10 protein-coding genes and 1 other RNA gene are annotated in these 16,748 nt (G+C 53.2%); 2 read left to right on the top strand and 9 right to left on the bottom strand.

Going from position 1 to position 16,748, the window contains the following annotated elements:
• Window positions 1-266: 266 nt before the first annotated feature.
• The 7 genes from NTX59_03365 to ssrA all read right to left on the bottom strand — a co-directional run bounded on the left by NTX59_03365 (window position 267) and on the right by ssrA (window position 8,004).
• Window positions 267-995 carry an NAD(P)H-hydrate epimerase gene (locus tag NTX59_03365; protein ID MCX5784706.1) on the bottom strand — a complete coding sequence of 243 codons (729 nt, stop codon included), beginning with the start codon at window positions 993-995 and terminating at the stop codon, window positions 267-269.
• Between the two features lie 104 nt (window positions 996-1,099).
• On the bottom strand, window positions 1,100-2,863 hold the full coding sequence (gene polX / locus NTX59_03360; protein MCX5784705.1) for a DNA polymerase/3'-5' exonuclease PolX: 1,764 nt from the start codon (window positions 2,861-2,863) through the stop codon (window positions 1,100-1,102).
• A 124-nt stretch (window positions 2,864-2,987) separates the two neighbouring features.
• Window positions 2,988-3,533, bottom strand: a complete 546-nt coding sequence (locus NTX59_03355) for a hypothetical protein (protein ID MCX5784704.1) — start codon at window positions 3,531-3,533, stop codon at window positions 2,988-2,990.
• A gap of 45 nt (window positions 3,534-3,578) precedes the next feature.
• Window positions 3,579-4,619 (bottom strand): signal peptide peptidase SppA, encoded by a 1,041-nt coding sequence (gene sppA / locus NTX59_03350; protein ID MCX5784703.1) that lies wholly within the window; start codon window positions 4,617-4,619, stop codon window positions 3,579-3,581.
• Between the two features lie 133 nt (window positions 4,620-4,752).
• Window positions 4,753-6,027, bottom strand: a complete 1,275-nt coding sequence (locus NTX59_03345) for a GGDEF domain-containing protein (GenBank protein MCX5784702.1) — start codon at window positions 6,025-6,027, stop codon at window positions 4,753-4,755.
• Entirely contained in the window at window positions 6,020-7,357 is a 1,338-nt protein-coding gene (locus NTX59_03340; protein MCX5784701.1) for a sensor domain-containing diguanylate cyclase, read from the bottom strand. The genes NTX59_03345 and NTX59_03340 overlap by 8 nt, the downstream gene beginning before the upstream one ends.
• Before the next feature lie 295 nt (window positions 7,358-7,652).
• Window positions 7,653-8,004: a transfer-messenger RNA gene (gene ssrA / locus NTX59_03335) on the bottom strand.
• 219 nt (window positions 8,005-8,223) lie between these two features.
• On the opposite strand from ssrA, the gene NTX59_03330 reads away from it, so the two are divergent.
• Window positions 8,224-10,083, top strand: coding sequence for a YfhO family protein (locus NTX59_03330; GenBank protein ID MCX5784700.1), 1,860 nt, complete (start codon window positions 8,224-8,226; stop codon window positions 10,081-10,083).
• On the opposite strand, the gene NTX59_03325 is transcribed toward NTX59_03330, so the two are convergent.
• Window positions 10,080-13,244 carry a DEAD/DEAH box helicase gene (locus tag NTX59_03325; protein ID MCX5784699.1) on the bottom strand — a complete coding sequence of 1,055 codons (3,165 nt, stop codon included), beginning with the start codon at window positions 13,242-13,244 and terminating at the stop codon, window positions 10,080-10,082. The two genes, NTX59_03330 and NTX59_03325, sit on opposite strands and share 4 nt — an antisense overlap.
• 150 nt (window positions 13,245-13,394) lie before the next feature.
• On the opposite strand from NTX59_03325, the gene alr reads away from it, so the two are divergent.
• Window positions 13,395-14,477, top strand: coding sequence for an alanine racemase (gene alr / locus NTX59_03320; protein MCX5784698.1), 1,083 nt, complete (start codon window positions 13,395-13,397; stop codon window positions 14,475-14,477).
• An 81-nt stretch (window positions 14,478-14,558) separates the two neighbouring features.
• Here the strand turns inward: alr and NTX59_03315 are convergent, their stop codons facing one another.
• Window positions 14,559-16,685 carry a PBP1A family penicillin-binding protein gene (locus NTX59_03315; protein MCX5784697.1) on the bottom strand — a complete coding sequence of 709 codons (2,127 nt, stop codon included), beginning with the start codon at window positions 16,683-16,685 and terminating at the stop codon, window positions 14,559-14,561.
• Window positions 16,686-16,748: the final 63 nt, after the last annotated feature.

The raw sequence follows: 16,748 nt of genomic DNA, 5'->3' as shown, positions 1-16,748 counted from the left end.
GTCTTCCGACTTTAGCGTGGGTAGCTGTTGACGGGGTTTGCGGGTCCTGTCGGGGGACTGGAACGCAAAAACAGGGTCGGGCACACCGTGCCCGCCCTTCCCATCCTCGCCCTCCGCGCTACGCAAGCGTCGGGCTCCGGAGGGTTTTGCTGGCCTATGGACGTGCCGTATCAAGCGCTATGCGCAACAGACGGCCTTATCCAGCTCCCCCGCCACCCGCGCCATCTAATTCCAAAAGGAAATCCAAAAGAACTACATTTACTAACCTATCCCCTCGCCTTTTCAACCAATTCTTTGGGATATCCTATGTCCAGCACTTTTATTTCGCCGGTATTTGGCTGGGCGTGAGCGGCCATCAGGCCGGATTTGGCGAAACCGAGAGTAAAAGTGGCTTTCGCGATTATAAAAACCCCGCTGTGATGGCCGGTATCGGGGCTCAAGCCCGAAGGGATATCCACGGCTATTATAGGCTTGGCGCTCTTGTTCATAAGCTGTATCACCCGGCGCACGGGACCTGTGGGTTTGCCTACCGAGCCGGCCCCCAAAAGAGCGTCAAGCAGTATGTCCGCCTTTAAGAATTCCCCGGCCAGACTTTCTATATTTTCTTTTGCCAAAAGCGTTATTTTTACGCCTTCAGCTTTAGCCCGCTCAATATTTTTTACCGTCAGCTCGCCGTAGCCGCGCTCGGACGGGGCCACTATAAAAACCTCAGGCACGCCGCCGGCGGCCTTAAGATAGCGCGCCGCCACTAACCCGTCGCCGCCGTTATTGCCGCGCCCGCAGCAGACAGCGGCCTTCAGACCGGCGGCATCCTTTAAAAGAGCCGCTTTGGCGAAAGCAAGCGCCTCACGGGCCACGGCGGCGCCCGCGTTTTCCATAAGCGTTAGCTCCGGCATGGAATATTCCATGGAGACTATTTTATCCAGGTATCTCATTTTTTCCGCCGTTACCACCGGCAGGCCCTGGTATTCTTTGATCTGGGGTATTTTGGACATAAGTTGTTCCTTAAAAAGAACTAATTTTTGCCGTATGCCATACGCCATATGCCGTAGGCTTTTTTTAAGGAGTTCCTTATAGCCTATGGCCTATGGCTTAAAGCTTATGGCAGTTTTCTTGCTCCGGCCCTTCGTTCGCGGATCCATCCGCAAAAATCCTCGAATGACAGGCAATTTAAAATATCTTCTTTTGTAAGGCCCGCGCGGCGGGCCACAATAACCGCCTGCTCCATGTAGGCAAGCTGGGCGGCCGAATGAGCGTCGCTTGAAAGTAAAAGCTTCAGCCCCGCCTCTTTAGCCATTCTGGCTGTTACATCCGTCAAATCCTGCCGCTCGGGCTGGCCGTTTATTTCCAAAGCCGTTCCATAGCGGCGGGCGGCCTCAAGAACCGCGGCGTAATTTATTTTGTACGGCTCGCGTTTATTCAGCAGGCGTCCCGAAGGATGGGCAATTGCGTCCACGCAGGGGTTCGCCATCGCGGCAACGACTCTGGCGGTCATTTCTTCCTCGCCGAGGCGCATGGAGGAATGCACCGAAGCCACCACCAGGTCCACATCTTTTATGTCCCCGTCTGAAAATTCCAGCCGGCCTTTTTTGTCTATCTCCATCTCTATGGAGCGCCCGGCTTTAAGCCCGGGAAAACGTTTTGCAGTTTCAAGCAGTCCGGCTTTACTGGACAGATATTCTTTGTAATCCATGCCGTGAACGACCCCCAGCGATTTTGAATGGTCGCCAAGGAAGATCCACTCATAGCCTATGGCTTTGGCCGCCTCGAGCATCTCGGACATAGAGTTCTTTCCGTCTGAAATACTGGTGTGGTTATGCGCGTCGCCCTTTATATCTTTCAGCTCAACCAGCCTGGGCAGCTTGTCCTTGAGCGCCAGCTCAATTTCGCCGCGGCCTTCCCTTAATTCAGGCGCGATATATTTAAGACCCAGAGCGGAGTAAATTTCCTGCTCGGTCTTGGCGGCCACAGGGCGTTTGCGCTCCTTGTCTTCCAGCCGGAAAAGACCGTACTCGTTCAGGGTAAGGCCTTTTTTAAGCGCGAGCTCGCGCAAAATAATATTGTGCTCTTTTGAGCCGGTGAAATAATTGAGCGCCGCTCCGTAACCTTCCGGCGGCACCACGCGCAGGTCGCACTGAATGCCGGCGGAAAGAATTACGGAAACCTTTGTGGGACCCAGGGATAAAACCTTCGCCGCCTCGGGCAATTTCGAAAATTCAGCTGTAAGCGCGCCGTCGGGTCTGCCCGCGCAAAGCAGGTCAAGGTCGCCCACCGTTTCCCTGCCCCTGCGCAAAGAGCCGGCGTAAACCGCTTTTTCTGCGCCGAGGGCGCCCAGGCGTTCAAGCAGGCTAAGGGCGAGCTGCCTGGCAGGCCAGTAAAGCATACGCTCCGGCGAAGCCGCCTTAAGGCTTTGAACTCCGGCAAGGATATTTTCCTCAACCTTGGCGCCAAAGCCTTCAAGAGCGCGGATCTTTCCTTTAAGCGCCAGCGCCTTCAGTTTTTCAAGCGAGTCCACTCCCAGCTTTTCGTAAAGAAGTCTGGCTCTTTTAGCGCCTATGCCCTGCACTTTTAAAATTTCAATAAGGCCGCGCGGGAATTTCTTTCTCAAAACCTCAAGGTCCCGGAAAGTGCCGCTTTTGGCGATCTCGGCTATATGCCCGGCTACGCCTTTGCCTATGCCGTCAATAGCCGTCAGCTTTTCCGGGCCGAGTTCCGCGGCATTTGCGGTAAGGCCTTCAATTATCAGGGCCGCTTTCTGATAGGCCCTGACGCGGAAAATGTTTTCGTTTGAAAGTTCAAGCAGCACGGCGGCTTCGTTAAAAAGCCGGGCTATTTCGGAATTGGCAACAGGCGCGGCGGACATCGTTTTATACGAATAGGCTGAAGGAACGATAGAAGAAAAAGATCATAGATTCAAGATTGAATACCAGAGAGTCTGTATTTTATACGCCTTTACCTTCAGCCCTCAGCCTTCAGCCTGTAGCCTATCAAACCACCAGCCAGACCAGCCAGACTATGGCGTATATGAAAGAGGCCGTGAGCGCGGCTGCGACGCCCGCGTACGGCAGCCAGACGGCGAGCAGAGCCTTGTTGCGGGAAACAAAATAAAGCCGCCTGATGAACTCTATCCTGGCGCAAAAAACAAAAAGAAAGCAGAGCGAAAACCAGAGAAAAGAATTTAAATAGCCGAGCTTGCCCAGGAATCCGAAAGGCAAAAGCAATGTCCAGAAGAATTCCCCTATTCCAAAAAGAGAAAACAGCCTGCCCGCGCTGCCGGGTGCGCCCGTCATTTCAAGAAAAAGATGGATGACGCCGGCAAACAAAAAATTAACGGCCAAAACCGCCGCAAAGAGCGACAGGAGAGAAAAAAAACCGGGCGGCACGAGCGCTCCCATCCTGAAAAAAACAAATATGCTCAATGTCCCCACGGCATAACCGGCAAGCCCCGGCCGGGCGAAATCAATGCCGGAGGGGTTTTCAAGAGTTTCTTTGGTGGAATCGACCAACCCCGAAAGTGTGCCAAAAAAATTCATAAAGAACTCCTTCCCTATTCGCTAATCGCTATTTTCTATCCGCTGCTATATCCCGTACCAGCGGAATTCAAGTTTAGGGGAGATATTCAACGCTTCTCCAAGTTTAGCCGAGCCGAAAAAAGACAATTTTGAGTCCATCATGGAAAAGAACTGCTCAAAAGGGTCTGTGTCCCGTATAATGCGCGGATTTTTGCCGAGGCCGGAAAGCTCGCCGGCGAGATTCAGGGCATCCGGCAGATCGCCCAAAGAATCCACCAGTCCTTCATCAACGGCCTGACGCCCGCTGAAAATCCTGCCGTCGGCGACAAGCTTAACTTTCTCAACCGGCATTTTTCTGCCTTCGGCCACGGCGTTCACGAACTGGGAGTAAGAATCGTCTATTATGGCCTGCAAAAGCTTCCTTTCCTCCGGAGTCATTTCTCTTGATACCGAGCCGATATCCTTGAACTTGCCGGATTTTATCACTTCGCTTTTGACGCCGATTTTTTTAAACAAGCCTTCCAGGTTGCTGGCGTTGAAAATAACACCGATGGAACCCGTAATGGTACCGGGCTGCGCCACTATTTTATCGCAGGCGCTTGCCACATAATAGCCTCCGCTAGCCGACACATCCCCGAACCTGGCGACAAAAGGTTTTTTTGTTTCCCTTTTGGCCCTCATGATAGCGGAATATATGTCCTGAACGGCGCCGACCGAGCCGCCCGGCGAGTTTATGTCAAGCAGTATGGCCTTAACCTCTTTTTTATCGGCCATGGTCTTAATTTTACGGGCTATCTGCTGGCTGCCGCGCTCCCATACCCTTGAGGAATCGCTCTGTGTAATGACCCCGTAAATGGGGATAACGGCCACCGCGTCTTTTTTGGCCGCCATCAGGCTGGAAAGCCCGGAAAGATCCATATCCTTGGATTTGAGTTTTTTCGTGGTGTCGGCCCTTGAGATTACCGTAAAAGCGGCGAACAGCGAAACAGCGTAAAGCAAAGCCACTGCCTTCAACCATATCCTGGTCTGCGAAACCGCCGCCGGCTTCGGCGCGGAAGGAATCGGGGCCGGAGCAGGGGTCGGGTTGGTTATGTTGGGGTCTTCCATTTAATCCTCCAAAAAACAAAGTTAATGCAACAGGCTGCCATAAGCTTTACGCCATATGCCATACGCTTTTAAGTAATTTCCTATACAGCTTATGGCCTAAAGCATACGGCTTATGGCGCAGTTGGAACAACCGTTATACACTGCCCGCGTCCACAACGCGGTTGCGGCCGCCTTCCTTGGCGGCGTAAAGCGCGGCATCGGCTTTGGCAAACAACTCTGATGCGTTGCGGCCGTCGCGCGGGAAATGGGCTATTCCGATGGACACCGTTATTCTAACACTTTCAAAGCCCAACTGAAAATTTTCCCCGGCTATCCTCAGGCGCAGAGCTTCGGCTTTCCTGAGAACGCCGGCTGCGTCCGCCCTGGGCAGGACAATGCCGAATTCTTCTCCGCCGTAGCGGCCGACGAAGTCGGTTTCATAAACTCCGTCTTTCAGCAGTTCCCCCACTTTCTTCAGCACCGCGTCGCCGAACTGGTGGCCGTAGATGTCGTTTACGCGCTTAAAATGGTCAATGTCGGCTATCATAAAGCCAAGCGTGGTTTTGAAAGCGAGCGCCCGGCGTATTTCCTCGTTCATCTTGTCATCCAGAGCGTTACGGCGGCCCACCCCTGTAAGCCCGTCCGTCAGGGAAAGCCACTCCACCCGGCGGAAAAGCTGTATGCGCTGCACGGCGAACGAGATCTCGGAAACGAACCTGGCCGAAGCGGCGAGCGAGTCTTCAGGCGCCGCGCCCTCAGGCGGCCTGAAAGCGAAAAAACCGAGCGTCTCTCCGGAATTGGACACCGGCACGCAGACATAGGGCGCGGGGGAAGCCAGAACACAGGGCGAGCGGGTGTCTTTACCGGCGGCGGTTAAAGCGGCGCTCAGTTTTTGCCAGGAATTGAGCCCGGAATTATTTCCGCCTGAGGCAAAAAGTTCCATGGGCGCGTCCCCGGAATTCAGATCCTCAAGGAAAAAAGCGAAATCCCCTGTTTCGAAATAATCCGCCAGATACTTGGAAAATCTGCTTCTGGCATTTTCAGGGGAAACGGTCTCCGACAAAAGCTTTATGGTGGAATAGAGTATGTGGGCTTTTTTTTCGGAGCCGGAGGCGAGCGCCAGGGCGGCCTTTTCCCCGGCAAGAGATTTTTCAAGCTTTTTAATTTCCGCTAATTTCCCCGTCATAGCCTCGGGCGCCCGCTCTTTTGCCGAATTCAACAGCAGCGAATGAAAAAGAGCCGCCGAACTCCAAAGACAAAGCGCCATGGAGGGTCCGGCTGTCGCCCCGGCGGCGAACAGCAGAGAACCGGAAACAAAAAGCCATACAGTTCCGGCCGCGAAACCGGCATAATTGTTGAAGCGGCCCAAAAAATAGGAAACAAGCGGGGCAAAAGCGACCAGGACAGCCAGAAGTCCGGCCTTATTCATACACCACCCTGTTGCGGCCATCTTCTTTGGCCTTATAAAGACGTTCATCGGCGGTGCGCACCAACTGGCTTGCTATGGCGCCGTCGGACGGGAATTGGGCCGCGCCGAAACTGGCCGTTACCCCTGAGGGCCTGCCGTTAAAGGAGAATTTTCGGCTTTCAAGGCGCCTGCGCAGCTGGTCCGCCGCTTCAGCGGCCTGCAGCTTGTCGGCGCCGGTAAATATTATGGCGAATTCCTCCCCGCCATAACGGGCCACGAAATCTATATCGCGCACTCCCGACGCAAAAACTTCCGCGACGGCCTTCAGCACTTCGTCGCCGGCCTGATGGCCGTAATTGTCGTTGTAGGACTTGAAGTGGTCTATATCGGCCATCACAAGCGAAAAAGGCGCTTTCGCGCGGGCGGAGCGCAATATTTCCTCATCTATCCTGCTTTGAAAAGCGCGGTGGGTGTAAAGCCCGGTTAAGGCGTCTTTTATGGCCAGTTCACGCACTTTATCAAAAAGATAAATATTTTCCATGCTCACGCTGGCGAAAGTCGCCAAAAGCTCGGCCGCGCGCAGGTCCTCCTGCGCAAAACGGCCGGGTTCAGGCGAGGAAACGCGCAGAAATCCGTCCACGGAACCGAAAAAATAAAGAGGAACCGCCATCAGCGAACGCTGCGACGGCGCGAACAGCGCGCGGGAAAACCGGGTTTCCTCCTGCGAATTCCGCACTAAAAGCGGGATTTTGCGCTCCATCACCCAGGTTTCAAGAAAATCAACAGGAGCCCCGGAATCAAGGCGTGAATCGCAGCCCTCGAAAACACTTTTCATTCTGGCTTCCAGCGCCAGCTTTATTTCCGCGGCGCCGGAGGCGGAAGCCATCTGCCTTATGGAAACAGCGACCTCCTCCTGGAGCTTTATTTTACCCAGCAGACTTTCCCTGTGTTCACAATAGCGCTGAAGTTCTTCCCGCAGATTTTTTTCCCGCTCGCTGGCCTTGGCGAGTGCAGCCGAAATTTTCTCGCGCTTTGAGGCCCTGCCTCTTTCCGAGCTGGAAAGAGCGTAAAACAGAAGCCAAAGCGAGAGTATTTCGGCAAGCGTCAGCGCGGCGCCGGACAGGGAATCGGCTTCCGGAGAAAGCTTAGGCATAATGAAGCCGGCAGCCGTGGCCAGGAAAAGAAAAACAAATTTTATCTCTTTTTCAGGGCGCCAGGAAAACCACAGAAAAACCGCCCCGTAGGCGGGAAAGATCCATAGAAAATAGCGCCCGTGGGCGAACAGCAGCCAGGAGACAGCCGCAAAAAGCCCGCAAGCGACCAACAGATTCAACGCCCTATCATTTTTCATTTTCAATTTTAATTTTATAATAAATAAGGGGCGGATAGCGAAAGAAAGCGGCGAAAAGCCGGGGGGACTTAATCTGTAGGCAACATAAGGGCACTTATTGTAAGTTATCCCTAGACTTTAAGCTTTCAACCGCCTAAAATTTGCAAAAACATTTCCCTCTCGCTATAATACAAAAAGCGGGGCTTTTTTATTAAATTTTAAACAGTTCCGCCGCATCCGTCTTCGGGGATAACTTCAACCAACAATAGTCACAATTTAAAAAGGGCAGGTGTCACAACACTCTGCCCTTTTTAAATTATGGAGGCGCCGGGATTCGCACCCGGGTCCGTCAACCGCTTGTCAGAACCGCTACAGGCTTAGCCCCGAATGTGTCTCGTCCGGACTAAGCTCAGGGCGGCAAGTACCGGACAAGCTCCGTATTGTCTTTTGCCTTCCAGGGACGAAGCGCGCCCCAAAAGACAGCATCCCGCATTGTAACGCTCTACATTCCGCGCGGGCGGCAGTCTGCGAGCGAGGCACACTTAAGCGTGCGCCCAGGCCATCTCGTTGGAGTTGGCTTTTGTTTTTTTGACCCTGTTTTACATGGCCTGGTCAACCATGGCCTGCTGATCTGACAGAACAAGTTAACGTCGAACCTATTCGCCCCCAATCTTACTGCAGCGATTAGCGAATAGCAACTAGCGAATAGTGATTAAGGCCTATTTTGCTACTTCGCTATTCGCTGTTCGCTATTTCGCTACCTATATTATAGCACGCAAAAAAGCTGTCTGCCATGCCTATAAATCATGGGCAAAGAAATCACGCGCGGCAAGCAGGCTCCATATCGCAAAACACCGATTTGGCCACAAATATTGTATCCTTTTCCAATGAGAGACTCATTGAAAAAACCGGCAGCCGTTATCGCCGGATTCTTTCTTCTGGCCCTTATCTGCTGGCATCCTCTTTTACTTGGCGGCTTAATACCCGCTGACGGGAATATGCTGACCTTCTACTATCCGCACTGGAAACTGGCGAAAGGCGCCGCGGAAAGCCTGACGTTTCCGCTTTGGAATTATTATTCGAACATGGGTGAGCCGTTTCTGGCCGATCCGCAGAATTTTTTTACCTATCCCCTGTTCCAACTGTTCAGGTTCGGGGATTTCCGGACTTTTATGAAGCTCTGGATATTTTTTCATTCGGCACTCGCCTTCTGGTCCTTCAGGGCTTTATTCAAAAAGCTCTATGCCTGCCCCGAAACAGAAGCTTTCGCGGCGGCCGCCATGTTCGTCTTCGGAGGCTTTTTCCTGGCAAAAGCGACGCAGCCGACATATTTTGCCTCAGCCGCATGGCTTCCATTGTCCCTTTTTCTGCTTCTTGAACGGAAAACCATACCCTGCGGCATAGCGCTCACAATGCAATGGCTTGCGGGTTTTCCGCCGTATTTTCTGATAAGCGTTATTTTAATGTCCGCCACAGCGCTCGCAAAAGGCAGGAAATATGTTTTGTGCCTTTCAGGGGCGGTTATTATTTTCCTGGCGCTGGCGGCTTTTCAGATACTTCCTTTTCTTCAAATGCTTTCAGAGTCAATGCGGGGGCTTTTTTTGGCAAAAACAACGGCATTTGAGTATTCTGTCCCGCCTTTGCAGCTTTTAAAACAGATATTTATACCTTTCTGGTTCCGCTTCGCGCCGGATATTTCCGGTGATCCGGCGGTAATGTATTTTTATCCTTTTTTCACGGCGGTTCCCCTCGGAATTTACGCAGCCGTCAAAGGCGGCAGAAAAGAACGGTGGCTTGCGGCCGGAATTTTCGTGTCGCTCCTGCTGTGCTTCGGGAAATTCAATCCGGCATACCGTTTTATCCCGGGAATAACCGTTTTCAGGTTCCCGGCGCATTGGCTTTTCCCGGCTTCGGTGTTTTCAGCGCTGCTTGGCGGAGCGGGTCTTGTGATGCTGAAAAGCGGGAGAACCAGGCTCATTATTTTCGGCCTGCTGACCGCTGAAATAGCGCTGCACGGAACGCTTAACAGAACAGCCTGGGCGTACCCTTCTTTTTTTGAAGAAAAACCGAGAATGGTTTCGGTTTTCAGCGGGAAAGGGCCCGGACAGCGGATATTTCATTCCGAGGAACTGATAGCCGCCCTCGAATCGAAAATGCTCCTTGAAAAAAGCGATTATGGCACGATCAAAGAGATCCTTATGCCTTCTTACGGCACGGCGTTCGGGCTGCCGGAAGTTAAAAGTTATCAGCCGCTGCGGCTGGCTTCGGCCGCGGCTTATAATGAACGCATCAGCGCTTCCTCCGGGCCGGAGCGGGAACGGCTGCTTGACATTGCCGCGTGCAGCCATGAAATAGATCTGTATTCCGCGGCGCAAGCCATAAAGATAAAATTCAGGCCTTCGGGAAAACAGTGGCTGTTCTGCGAAAAGGAAAACTGCAAAATAGAAGACGTCGCAATGCCGTCCTCCGGCGGTTTAACGGCAAAAACCGTTTTAGACGAAAAGACAAAATTAATATGGTCCGAGGTTTATTCAAAAGGCTGGAACCTGGAAGTGGACGGCAAAAAAACCGCTATAGCGCCGTTTGAAAACACATTCATGTCCGCGGATCTCACTGCGGGAACGCATACCATAAAATTCAGTTACAAGCCCGTAGCGTTTACGATAGGCTCGCTGATATCCATTCTGACTTTTCTGGCGGTTGTCATCGGGCTTTTTTCAGGCCGTAAAAAACTTTCCCCGCCTTAAGCGGCAAGCACCTGGTTAAGCAGTTCCAATGGGCCGCCGGAGAATTTTATCCGCAGGCCGTCGCCCAGGCGCGACGGCAAAAAAGTAATGCGCGGCCCGAAAAGCTCCTGCCATTTGTTGACCGCCTTGGCGCTGACCTGCGCCCCCGGAAGGAACAATATTTCCATTTCCCCCTCTTTCTGCATTACCGAGCGCACCAGGCAGCGGCCGAGTTTTTTGCGCAGTTTTATTATTTCCGCCAGATTTCTGAGCTGAACCGGGGCCGGCCCCGAAATATCCTCAAAGCCGGAAAGCGTCTTATCCACCTGGTCTTCGCCGGCATTCAGCAGTTTTTTATAAAAATTAAGCCGCTCCATCTCGTCGCCCACATAATCCTCCGGAATAAAAGCCGGGATGAGCAGATCTATTTTAGGCTCGCTCACCTGCCTCGGGTCCTCACGCCCTTTAAGGCGGTTTATCTCTCCGTTCAGGAGTTTTATATACATTTCAAGACCGATAGTATTAATAAAACCGTGCTGGCGCACCCCCAGAAGCTCGCCCGCGCCGCGGATTTCAAGGTCGCGCATGGCCAGACGAAAACCCGAGCCAAGCTCCGTAAACTCCTCAAGGGCGCCAAGCCGCTTGGCGGCATCTTCGGAAATGACGGTCTCAGGTGACAGGTGGCGGGGAACAGTCCTCTCTCTTACATTGTCTACTGTCCCCTCCACGCTATTCGCTATTCGCTTTTCGCTATTTACTTTCTTATTCATCCATGTCGGGTAAAAAAGATAGCAGTAAGCTTTCTGCTTTTCCCGTCCTATCCGCCCGCGCAGCTGATAAAGCTGGGCGAGTCCCAGTTCGTGGGCATTTTCCACCAGCAGGGTATTGACGCTTGGTATATCAAGTCCGGACTCTATAATTGTGGAGGCAAGCAGCACATCGTATTTTTTATTCAAAAAATCCCACATATGCTTTTCAACGCTTTCCGCGCGCAGCTGGCCGTGCACCACGGCGATCCGCAGCTCCGGCATAAGTTTTTTAAGCTGCGCAGCCTTTGTCTCTATGGTGCGCACCCGGTTATGCACATAATAAACCTGCCCGCCGCGCGCAAGCTCGTAGCGCACGGCGTCAATTACGGTCTTATCATCGTAAGGCCGCACAACGGTGGAAATGGGCAGGCGCCCCACGGGCGGACTTTCAATTACGGACATCCCTTTAAGGGAAGAAAGCGACTGATACAGCGTGCGCGGTATGGGGGTGGCGGAAAGCATCAGGGCGTGCACGCCTTTGGCCATGCTTTTAACGGTATCCTTGTCCTTCACGCCGAAGCGGTGTTCTTCGTCCACTATAAGCAGGCCGAGATTGGAGAATTTCACGTCCTTCTGCAAAAGCCGGTGGGTGCCGATTATAATATCCACCTTGCCGCGGGAAAGCTCTTCCAGTATTTTTTTCTGCGACGCTTTGGTTTCAAAGCGGGAAATGACCTTTATCACCACCGGAAACTCCCTGAACCTGCCTGAAAAATTGCGGAAGTGCTGGTCGGCCAGTATGGTGGTGGGCACAAGCACAGCGACCTGCCTGCCCGCGAGCGCCGCGCGCATGGCGGCGCGCATGGCCACTTCGGTCTTTCCAAAACCCACATCCCCCACCACCAGCCGGTTCATGGGAAGAGTGCCTTCCATTTCGCCCAGCACGTCATTTATGGCTTTTTGCTGGTCCGGGGTTTCCTCAAAAGGGAATGCCCCCGCGAATTCTTCTTCAAGATGTCCGCCGCCGGCGAAGCCTTCGGTTTTAAGCGCGGCGCGCTCAGCCTCAAGGCGAAGTATGTCTCTTGCCAAAGTCTGGACCTCGGCTTTAACCCGGTTCTTCAGTTCGTGCCAGGTTTTGGTGTCCATGTGCGACACTCTGGGCGTCTTACCCTCCGAGCTCAGGTATTTCTGCACCCGGCCGAATTCGTAAAGCGGAACCATCAGCTTGTCGCCTCTGGCGTATTCAATGGAAAGGCAGTCGGCGTCTTCCACTTCTTCGCCGCCGGGGCCGCGGTAAAATATTTTTTTCACGCCCAGATAGCGGCCCACGCCGTAGTCTTCGTGCACCACAAAATCCCCTATTTTAAGATCGGTCCACTTGTAGAATTTGGCCTTCGGCGCTCCGGAAGCGGGGCCAAGGCTGTAACTGCGCCTGAAAAGTTCCGAAGAGGTGATGAAGGCCGCCTTTGAGCCCTGGTGGACAAAACCTTCTTCCAGATAGCCCAAAGTTATTTTGGTCTGTCCGCCCGCGCCATGCTCGGATAGCATTTCCGCAAGACGCTCCGATTCGCCCCGGTTAAGGCAGAATAAAGTTGTTGCCAGGCCCTTCGCTTTAAGCCGGGCAAGTTCGCCCGCGAGCAATGCCGTGTCGGAATTGAAGTTGAGGTTTTTTACCGCTCCGAAATCAAGCGCCTCGCCGCCATCCGGGAGAGCGGCAAACCGGAAAGCGCCGGCACGGGGGGTTTCAAAAGCCAGAGCCTCAGGCGGAACCGGCGAATCCGCGAAAAACTTCCAGCCCCCGTCCATAAGGGAGGCCGGACTGACCGAGGCGTCGGCGGCGGAAGCCGGAGCCACGCTTACGTTTTCAAGGAAGCCCGAGGTGTGCTGGGTGTCTATTTCAAAAAATCTTATGCTTTCAAGCGAGTCCGTGAAAAAAAGCCTCACCGGCTTTTCGAGATCTGGCGCGAAAAAATCCACCACCGAGCCCCTGAAAGCGCACTGTCCCCGTTCCTCCACGAACGATACGCGGCGGTAGCCGGCTTTCAAGAACCGGTTCTGCATTTCCTGCCTTGAATAAGACCAGCCTGTTTTAAAACTGAAGCCAAGCGCCTTGTAAGAGTCAGGGGAAGGCAGCTTATCGCCAAAAGCCTCAACCGAAGAAATAAAAAATATTTTTTTACCGGCGGCCGCGCCGCCATAAATGGTTTTCAACGCGCGCGCCTTAACCTCAGGCAACTGAGACCATAAAACCACTTCGTAATCAGGCAGATGTCCGGCAAACGGGGCCAGCGACTGAAAAGCGTTGGAATAAAGCTGCAGTTCCTCCTCACTTGTGAGCAGAAACATACATAAAGGCTCCTTTTGCATTTCTTTAAGGAGGAACCATACCCTGGCTCCGACATTGGGAGCGCCCTTTACAACCGTGAAATCCATACCTAAATGATATAATAACGGCAGGGATTAGCGAAATAGCGAATAGAGAATAGCAAAGGAGTTAGCTGTAAATAACGTCTTAAAACAGATAAAGAACAACTCCATCCCTAATTCTCTATCCGCTCGCCCCTATCCGCTGTTAGTTAACCTATGCTTAAATGGATCGAAATTGACCTTAAACTTCTCAAAAATAACGTTCGCGCCGTTAAACGCGTTTTGAAGCCGGGCGTAAAGCTTATGGCGGTGGTAAAAGCCGACGGCTACGGACACGGCGCCGAAGCGGTTTCGCGCGCGGCGCTCTCAAGCGGCGCCGACTGCCTGGGTGTGCTTACCGCCGACGAAGGCGCTGTTTTAAGGCGGGCTCTGACCCGGGCGGAAATAAATTTATTGGCTCCCTCCCTTCCCGAAGAAACGCGGACAATAATAAAGAACCGCCTTATTCCCACGGCGGACTCTCTCGCTTTTATAAAAGCCCTGGACCGAAGCGCGCCAGGCTCTAGCCTTTACCCCTATCACATAGACATAGATTCAGGACTTGGCCGCTGGGGAGTGCGCCCGGGCGAATCAGGAGCTTTTCTCGCATCCGCCGCCGGTTTTAAAAGAGTCCGCCCCTGCGCCCTCTCCACCCACCTTGCCTACGCTCCCAGGACAAATATGACCGAGGCGGAAGAAAAACTTGCGGCGTTCCAGAAGCTTGGAATTAAAGCAAAGGCCATTTTTCCCGGTATTAAACTGCACGCCGCCAACAGCGCTCTTCTTTGCGATTTGCCGCATTGGCAATTGGACATGGCGCGCGTCGGCAACCTGATTTACGGTATTTATCCCACGGATGTTTACCGGGAAAAAGCAAAAGGCCCGCCCATAAAAGGCCTTGAACGGCCCTGGAAGTTTTACTCAAGGATAATTTCAGTAAGGAAAGTGAGAAAAGGCGAATCTGTAGGCTACTCAAGCGCTTACGCCGCTTCAAAAAACATGACCGTGGCCACCATACCGGCGGGCTACTCGGATGGCCTTACCATGGAACCCGCCGAACGCTCAATCAAAATAACGGCCGGTTTTGTCTATTGGGGCCTGATAAACGGGAAAAAGGCTTTCTTCGCTGGCAAATGCGGCATAGCCCACAGCCTGCTTGACGTTACAAACATACCTGAAGCGAAAGTAGGCGCGCCGGTATCCCTTCATGTGCGGCGCACAGCCGCCAACGCGCGAATACCGAGAATATATATTGGATAGCATATAGCGGCTAGGGGCGAGCGGTTAGGAATAAGGAAACTCCTTCCCTAATCTCTAACCGCTATCCGCTAACCCCTGCCGTTAGTGCGCCGCATCGCAGAATTCCTGTGGTTCGGTGTCTTTGATGAAGGCTTCCAGAAGCCTTTTCTTGCAGGTTGGAAGAGCGAGTTTACCGGTTTCCGGGTCAATGGTGGCAAAAGTTATGCCTTCAGGCACCGGAAAATCTCTCACAGGCTGGTCTTTAAGCACGGTTTCCATTACTTCGGTCCACCATGGCACCACAGTTCCGCCGCCGGTCCAGTCTTTCATGGGCAGTGATATAAAGTCGTCGTAACCCATCCAGGCGGCAGCCGCCAGATCAGGCGTCATTCCTACAAACCACATATCCTTTGACTCCTGGCTGGTGCCGGTCTTGCCGGCAAGGGGCCGCTTGAGGCGGCTGGCGTAGGAGCCGGTGCCGCGCTGCACCACGCCTTTCATCATGTTTACCAGCACATACGAAAGCTGGGGCGAAAAGCTTTCTGTTTCTTCTGGCACATACTCCTGCAGAATTTTGCCCTGGTTATCAACCACCTTAAGCACGGAAAAAGGCTCGGTGTGAATGCCGCCGTTGGCGAAAGTGGAAAAGGCGCTGGCCATTTCAAGCGGGCTGACGAGCGAGGTGCCAAGGCCTATGGAAGGCACGGCGTCCAAATTGCGCTTTACGCCGGCGCGGTGAGCGACATCCACCACCTGTGTGGGCCCGATGCGCGTAACCAGGTATATGGAAGCCAGGTTCCTTGAAAGTTCAAGCGCGCGGCGAAGCGTTACCCTGCCCAGGAATTTATCGTCGAAATCGTTGGGCACCCAGATTTTAAAATCTTTATTGCCGGCAAAAGGCTGGATAGCCATGTTTATGGAGTACTGGTCCGTCGCCCCCTCGAGCAAACGCCAATCCTTGCCGTCGTAATAATAGGCCATCGGAGAATCCTGGATTATGGTCGACGGGGTGTAGCCGTTTTGAAGCGCGGCCATCCATACCATCGGCTTGAAAGTGGAACCCGCCTGCCTGGCCGCCTGCGTAACGCGGTTAAACTTGCTGTCGCGGAAATTCCTGCCGCCGACCATGGCCCTTATGGCCCCTGTTTTGACATCCAATATGACAAAAGCTCCCTGCAGGCTGACTGAGGAAACCGCGGGGGCGGCGGCGGCAGCCGGATCGGGGGGGTTCTGTTTAGATGAGTCCTGATCGTATTTGGAAAGATATTTTTCCATCACATCTTCGGCAGGAATCTGCATGGACAGATCCAGCGTGGTGTAAATTTTAAGGCCGCCCTTCCAAAGCTGGTCTATGCCGTACTTAGGCTCAAGCTGCTGGCGGACGTTCTCAACGAAATAGGCGGCGTGGCTTGAAAACAGAGTGGACCTGGACTGAGGAATGGGGGCCTTAAGCGCCTCCTCCACTTCCTTTGAAGTTACAAATTTCTCGGCAAGCATACGCTGAAGCACCAGCTGGCGCCGCTGGTTCGCCTTTTCCGGGCTGTTAAAAGGGGAGTAGCGCTCAGGAGAAGGTATGACGCCGGCAAGCAGCGCGCATTCCGCAAGGGTCATTTCCCCGACATCCTTGCCGAAATAAAGTTTGGCGGCCGACTGCACGCCATAAACGCCGTTGCCGAAATAAATCTGGTTTAAATACATTTGCAGTATTTCAGGCTTTGAGAAATTGCGCTCTATCTGCAGCGCCAGGAAGATCTCCTTTACCTTCCTGGTAACGGTCTTTTCCGGCTTGAGGAAGATGCCGCGGGAAAGCTGCTGGGTGAGGGTGGAGCCGCCCTGGGCGCTGCGGCGATGCAGAATATTGCGCAGCAGGGCGCGTAAAATACCGCGCGGGGATATACCCCAATGACGGAAGAAATTCTGGTCTTCCATGGCTATGACCGCGTTCTGCATATCCACGGGGATCTTTGAAAGCGGAAGGATGGCCCGCTTTTCCACCGAGAACTCGGCTATGATCTGGTTATTGACATCATAAACATAGGTGGCGAGCGACGGAGTGTATTCGTCCAGCTTGTCTATGGATGGGATATCGGAAACGATCTTGCGCATCATCAGCGAGGCCGCGATAATAACGACAGCCGAGCAGACGCCCACGATATACAGCGCTCTAAGCGCCAACGCGCGCGCCGAAAGGCCGTCAAGATAATCGAAAAGGCGGGACAAAAATTTCACCCCGTCACCTCTTTAGCAACCGGAGGTCGCTCGCATGAGGTTTTAAATTCAACATGCGCTTTC

This window comes from Elusimicrobiota bacterium, assembly GCA_026388155.1.
Lineage (GTDB): Bacteria > Elusimicrobiota > Elusimicrobia > Elusimicrobiales > UBA9959 > UBA9634.
Note: the sequence above shows the minus strand (reverse complement) of the source record. Positions and strands in the feature narration are given on the sequence as shown.